Below are 5,730 nucleotides of genomic sequence, written 5' to 3'. Positions count from 1 at the left end.
GGGCAGTCGGGCGGCGACCTGCCGCCGTTCCCGGCGGGCGCCGGCGCCTGACGCGACCCCCGCCGACAACAACCCCCCCTGCGCCCGGCGCGCGCCGGACGCAGGGGGTGTTGATCAGTGAGGGACTCAGTAGCGGTAGTGCTCCGGCTTGTACGGGCCGGCCACGTCGACGCCGATGTACTCGGCCTGCGCCTTGGTCAGCGTGGTGAGCTTGGCGCCGACGGCGTCAAGGTGCAGCCGGGCGACCTTCTCGTCCAGGTGCTTCGGCAGCGTCGTGACGGTGGGCTTGCCGTCGACGATGTAGGCCTCGGGGTTCTTGTGGATCTCGATCTGGGCGATCGTCTGGTTCGAGAACGACGCGCTCATCACGAAGCTCGGGTGGCCGGTGGCGTTGCCGAGGTTCAGCAGACGACCCTCCGAGAGCACGATGATCGAGTGGCCGTCGGGGAAGCGCCACTCGTGCACCTGCGGCTTCACCTCGGTCTTGGTGACGCCCGGGTACTTCGCGAGGCCGGCCATGTCGATCTCGTTGTCGAAGTGGCCGATGTTGCCGACGATCGCCTGGTGCTTCATCTGGGCCATGTGGTCGGCCATGATGATGTCCTTGTTGCCCGTCGTGGTGACGAAGATGTCGGCCTTGGCGACGACGTCCTCGAGCACGACGACCTCGAGGCCGTCCATGGCGGCCTGCAGCGCGCAGATCGGGTCGACCTCGGTGACGACGACGCGGGCGCCCTGGCCGCGCAGCGACTCGACGCAGCCCTTGCCGACGTCGCCATAGCCGCAGACGACGGCGAGCTTGCCGGCGATCATCACGTCGGTACCGCGGTTGATGCCGTCGATGAGCGAGTGGCGGCAGCCGTACTTGTTGTCGAACTTGCTCTTGGTGACCGAGTCGTTGACGTTGATCGCCGGGAAGAGCAGCGTGCCGGCGCGCTCGAACTCGTAGAGCCGGTGGACGCCGGTGGTGGTCTCCTCGGTGACGCCGATGATGTTCGCGCCCATCCGGGTGTAGCGGCCCGGGTGGTCGACGACCGAGCGACGGAGCAGGTCGAGGATGACCCCGTACTCCTCCGAGTCGTTCTCGTCGGTCGACGGCACGGCGCCCGCGGCCTCGAACTCGGTGCCCATGTGGATCAGCAGCGTGGCGTCACCGCCGTCGTCGACGATCGAGTCGGGGCCGGAGCCGTCCGGCCAGGTGAGCATCCGCTCGGTGCACCACCAGTACTCCTCGAGCGTCTCGCCCTTCCAGGCGTAGACCGACACGCCCTGCGGGTCGTCGACGGTGCCGTTCGGGCCGACGACGACCGCGGCGGCGGCGTGGTCCTGGGTGGAGAAGATGTTGCAGCTGACCCAGCGCACGTCGGCGCCGAGCGCGGTGAGGGTCTCGATGAGCACGGCGGTCTGCACGGTCATGTGCAGCGAGCCCGCGATCTTCTTGCCCTTGAGCGGCTGCGACGGGCCGAACTCGCGGCGCAGCGCCATCAGGCCGGGCATCTCGTGCTCGGCGAGGGTGATCTCCTTGCGGCCGAAGTCGGCGAGCGAGAGGTCGGCGACCTTGAAGTCGGCGACCGCGCCCTTCGAGTCGGGCGTGAGGGTGATGGTCACGTGCTCTCCTTCTGCGCTTGTTCCTGTGCTGGGACCTGCGGGGTGGACGGGTGGAACGGTGGGTGGGGTGACGACGTCCGGTCCGGCGAGCCGGCGGTAGAGCCCGGCCTCCGGTGGCGCCGACGTGCGGTGCAGCGCCCCGAACCACTCGTCGACCGCCCGCGCCAGGTGGGCGTCGGTGCGCACCCGGAGCTCGAACGCGATGTCGGTGATGCCGAGGCCGTAGGTGTCGATCAGTTCCTTGAGCCCCTGCAGCCGCTCGATCTGGCGGGCGCCGTAGTGCCGGTGACCGCCGGGCGTGCGCATCGGCACGACCAGCCCGGCCTGCTCGAGATACCGCAGCATGCGCTGCGACCACCCGGTCGCCGCGCTGGCCTGCTGAATCGTCATCGGCTGCATCGACGCCGAACTTACCACGATCGTGTCAGGTTCGCGCGGTGAACGGACGTGTGAGTTCCGGACGCGGGCGGACACTGCCAGGTGTGAGCGGTGACGAGGACCGGTTCCGCGCGATCTTCGACGCGTGCGCCGCCAGGGTGCACGCCTACGCCAGACGGCACTGCGACGCCGCCACCGCCCAGGACGTCGTGGCCGACACGATGCTGGTCGCCTGGCGCCGGCTCGCGGTCGTGCCCGACGAGCCGTTGCCGTGGCTGCTCGTCGTCGCCCGCAACACCATCGCGAACCGGCGCCGCGGCGAGCGCCGGCACGACGCGCTGCTGGACGCCGCTGCCACGCTCGCCCGCGTCGCCGGCCCGCCGACGCAACCGGACGAGAGCGTCGCCGAGCGGGACGCCCTGCTGCGGGGGCTCGCGACGCTGACGGAGAGCGAGCGCGAGGCGTTGTTGCTCGTCGCCTGGGACGGGCTGAGCAACGCCGACGCGGCCACCGTCGCGGGGTGTTCGAAGCGGGCCTTCGAGGTGCGGCTGTCGAGGGCCCGCGCACGGCTGGAACGCACGCTCGCAGCACCCGAACCGGTTGGAGGACCGTGATGACCGACGATCTCGTGGAGCGGCTGGCGCGCTACCGCCCCACCACCGCCGGCCTCGGTGACGAATGGCCGGACGCAGCACGCAGCGCGCTGTGCGCGGAGACGATGGCCACCGACGACGGTGTCGTGCGCTTCGTCGCGTCCCGGCCGTCCCGGCGCCGGTGGCTCGCGCCGGTGGCGGCCAGTGCCGCCGTGCTCACCGCCGTCGGGGCGGTCGCGGCGCTCGGCGGAGGCGATACCAGCGGTGATGACGGCGGCCCGTCGCTGTCCGGTGGCGGGACGAGCTTCGCCACCACGGCGCTCTCGGACCGGCCCGACGTCGCGGCCGGGCAGTTCTGGTTCGTCGACGTGCGGGACGGAGCCACGACCACCCTCACCAGCTGGAGTGACGCGCGGGGCGACCAGACCTACCTGCGCGACCACGGCTGCGAGTACTACCCCGTCGCCCGGGCGGGATTCGAGACCCCCTCGGTCGCCTTCTTCGCCGACCTGCCGACCGACCCGACCGCGCTGCTCGCGCGGATGCGCCGCGAGGTGAGCGGATCCGCCTCGCAGGACGAGGCCGTGTTCGTCGCCGTCGGGGACAGTCTCCGTCTCACGAGCGGCCTCGCGTCGCCCCGTCTACGGGCGGCGTTCGTCGACGCGCTGGCCGAGCTGCCCGAGACGACGGTGCACACCGGGGTCACCGATGCCGCCGGACGTGCGGCGGTGCGCGTCGACTACACCGACCAGGCACGGCGCGCCGGCGAGCTCGACTCGCTCTACTTCGACCCCACCGACTTCCGCCTGCTCGAGCAGCGCAGCGGCACGAACGGCGAGCCACGCACCGCCCCCTCGACCCTGCCCTACGGCGCGTCACCGACCGTCACGACCTCCACGCCCGGCGACCTGACCGGTCCGGCGGACGTCACCCTGATCGCGACGTCCCGGACGGTCAGCGACGGCGTCCCGAGCTGCGGCGACAGCGGCGCGCCGCCGAGCGCCGGGGCAACGACGGTCCCGCCGTCAGGCGGTCGCTGACCTTCCGGTCGTCGCGACGACGGCCTGCCCGCTGCCGGTGAGCTCGAGGGCGGCACGGTCGGGGACGAAGGCGACCGCGCCGCGGCCGAGGGGCAGCCCGTCGACCTGCACGGCACCGTGGGTGCAGACGACGACGGCCGGGCCGTGCGGCTCGACCCGGGTGCGGGCGCCGTCGGGCCGCACCGCGCGCACGGCGAAGTCGTCCACCGGGACGGCGAAGGTGTCCGGTGGGTCGGTCACCGGCCACCGCGGCTCGGCAAGCGGCGTGAAGTCGGTGATCGCGAGGAGTTCGTCGACGTCGACGTGCTTCGGCGTCAGGCCCGCCCGCAGCACGTTGTCGCTGGTGGCCATCACCTCGACCCCGAGGCCGCGCAGGTAGGCGTGCACGTTGCCGGCGCCGAGGAAGATGGCCTCGCCCGGCCGCAGGGTCAAGTGGTTCAGCAGCAGCGTCACGAGCACGCCGGGGTCGCCCGGGTCGTCGGCGCCGGTCTGCCGCACGGCCCGCAGCGCGCCGTCGAGCGGCGGGGACGGTTCGACGCGCGCGGCGGCACGGACGACCTCGTCCACCAGCGGGGCCGGGTCGTCGAGCGTCAGCAGGTGGGTGAACGCGGCACGCAGGCCGTCGGGGCCGTCGAGGAGGTCGGCGATCGGCAGCAGCCCCGGCACGTCCAGGGCTCTCAACAGTTGTTGCGTCGCTGCCACCGGACGGAACCCGCACAGGGCCTCGAAGTCGCTCACCGCGTAGAGCAGCTCGGGCTTGTGGTTGCGGTCGCGGTAGTTGCGGTGCGCCGCGTCGCGCGGGAGACCGGCGGCGTCCTCGCGGTCGAATCCGGCCTCGGCCTGCGCCCTCGTCGGGTGCACCTGGATCGACAGCGCCCGGTCGGCCGCGAGCAGCTTGACCAGGAACGGCAGGTCGGCGTGCCGCCCGTGCACGCGCGCGCCGAGGGTCGCGATCGGGTCCGCCTCGACCCACTGCTGCAGGGTTCGTCCGCTGCCCGCGATCGCGGTCGCGCCGTCGGGATGGGTGCCGAACCAGATCTCGGCCAGCCGGCGCCCGTCCGGTGCTTCGCCGAGCAGGTGCTGGATCGCCGTCGTCGAGCCCCAGGCGTAGTCGCGGCGAGCGCCCTCGAGCAGGACGGCGTCAGGCACGGAACAGGTCCGGCTCGATGTACATGACCCGCGCGGCGGGCACGGCCGCCCGCACCCGCACCTCGGCGGCGTCGATCGCGGCGGCGATGTCGCGCGCGCCGGCCGTCGGGGGCATCGCCACCTTCGCGCCCACCAGCAGCTCCTCCGGGCCGAGGTGCATCGTGCGCAGGTGGATGACCCGCTCGATGCCGGGGCCGACCAGCTCGCGCTCGATCGCGCGCACGTCGGCGGGCGCCGCGGCCTCGCCGACCAGCAGGCTCTTCGTCTCGATCACCAGCACGACGGCGACCAGGATGAGCAGCACGCCGATGGCGCAGGTGCCCACGCCGTCCCACCGCGGCTCGCCGGTGAGATCGGCCAGCCCGACGCCGATCAGCGCGAGCACCAGGCCGGTGAGCGCCGCGACGTCCTCGAGCAGCACGACCGGCAGCTCGGGCACCTTGGCGTGGCGGACGAAGCCGAACCAGCTGTCGCTGCCCTTGAGCTCGCGCGACTCGCGCAGCGCGGTGCGCAGCGAGTACCCCTCGAGCGCGACGGCGACGAGCAGCACGATCACCGCGACGATCGGGCTGTCGAGGTGGTCGGGGTGCCGCAGCTTCTCGACGCCCTCGTAGAGCGCGAACAGGCCACCGGCCGAGAACAGCATCAGCGCGACGAGGAAGCCGTAGACGTAGCGGTCGCGGCCGTAGCCGAACGGGTGCTCGGGCGTGGCCCGTCGCCGCGCCGAGCGGCCGCCGAGCAGCAGCAGGCCCTGGTTGCCCGAGTCGACCACCGAGTGCACGCCCTCGGCCAGCATTGAGCCCGACCCGGTGATCGCGAAGGCGACGAACTTGATGACCGCGATGCCGAGGTTGGCGCCGAGGGCGGCGAGCACCGCCTTCGATCCGCCGTGAGCGGACATCTAGTGCGCCCGCTCGGCCGGCCCGCGCGACCCGGGGTCGAGCCCGAGCCCGAAGGCGAGA

At 72.7% G+C, this 5,730-nt stretch carries 5 protein-coding genes and 1 pseudogene; 2 read left to right on the top strand and 4 right to left on the bottom strand.

Annotated elements, in window-relative coordinates; all coding sequences use genetic code 11:
- Nucleotides 1-126: 126 nt before the first annotated feature.
- Both ahcY and ACTHMS_RS04425 read right to left on the bottom strand, forming a co-directional pair.
- Nucleotides 127-1,602: an adenosylhomocysteinase gene (gene ahcY, locus ACTHMS_RS04430; RefSeq protein WP_440305461.1), complete on the bottom strand. Its 1,476-nt coding sequence runs from the start codon at nucleotides 1,600-1,602 to the stop codon at nucleotides 127-129.
- A gap of 216 nt (nucleotides 1,603-1,818) precedes the next feature.
- Nucleotides 1,819-1,998 (bottom strand): annotated as a pseudogene (locus ACTHMS_RS04425) (MerR family transcriptional regulator); the annotation flags it as partial.
- Between the two features lie 92 nt (nucleotides 1,999-2,090).
- Between ACTHMS_RS04425 and ACTHMS_RS04420 the strand changes: the two are divergent.
- Nucleotides 2,091-2,600, top strand: a complete 510-nt coding sequence (locus tag ACTHMS_RS04420; protein ID WP_440305460.1) for an RNA polymerase sigma factor — start codon at nucleotides 2,091-2,093, stop codon at nucleotides 2,598-2,600.
- On the top strand, nucleotides 2,600-3,619 hold the full coding sequence (locus ACTHMS_RS04415; protein WP_440305459.1) for a hypothetical protein: 1,020 nt from the start codon (nucleotides 2,600-2,602) through the stop codon (nucleotides 3,617-3,619). The genes ACTHMS_RS04420 and ACTHMS_RS04415 overlap by 1 nt, the downstream gene beginning before the upstream one ends.
- Here the strand turns inward: ACTHMS_RS04415 and manA are convergent.
- Nucleotides 3,605-4,768: a mannose-6-phosphate isomerase, class I gene (gene manA / locus ACTHMS_RS04410; RefSeq protein ID WP_440305458.1), complete on the bottom strand. Its 1,164-nt coding sequence runs from the start codon at nucleotides 4,766-4,768 to the stop codon at nucleotides 3,605-3,607. The two genes, ACTHMS_RS04415 and manA, sit on opposite strands and share 15 nt — an antisense overlap.
- Nucleotides 4,761-5,669, bottom strand: coding sequence for a cation diffusion facilitator family transporter (locus ACTHMS_RS04405; RefSeq protein WP_440305457.1), 909 nt, complete (start codon nucleotides 5,667-5,669; stop codon nucleotides 4,761-4,763). The genes manA and ACTHMS_RS04405 overlap by 8 nt, the downstream gene beginning before the upstream one ends.
- Nucleotides 5,670-5,730: the final 61 nt, after the last annotated feature.

Origin of the sequence: Jatrophihabitans sp., from assembly GCF_051960575.1 — a bacterium.
Classification (GTDB): Bacteria; Actinomycetota; Actinomycetes; order Mycobacteriales; family Jatrophihabitantaceae; genus JBQCEE01.
The sequence above is the reverse complement of the archived record's forward strand: the minus strand, read 5'-3'. Positions and strand labels throughout refer to the sequence as shown.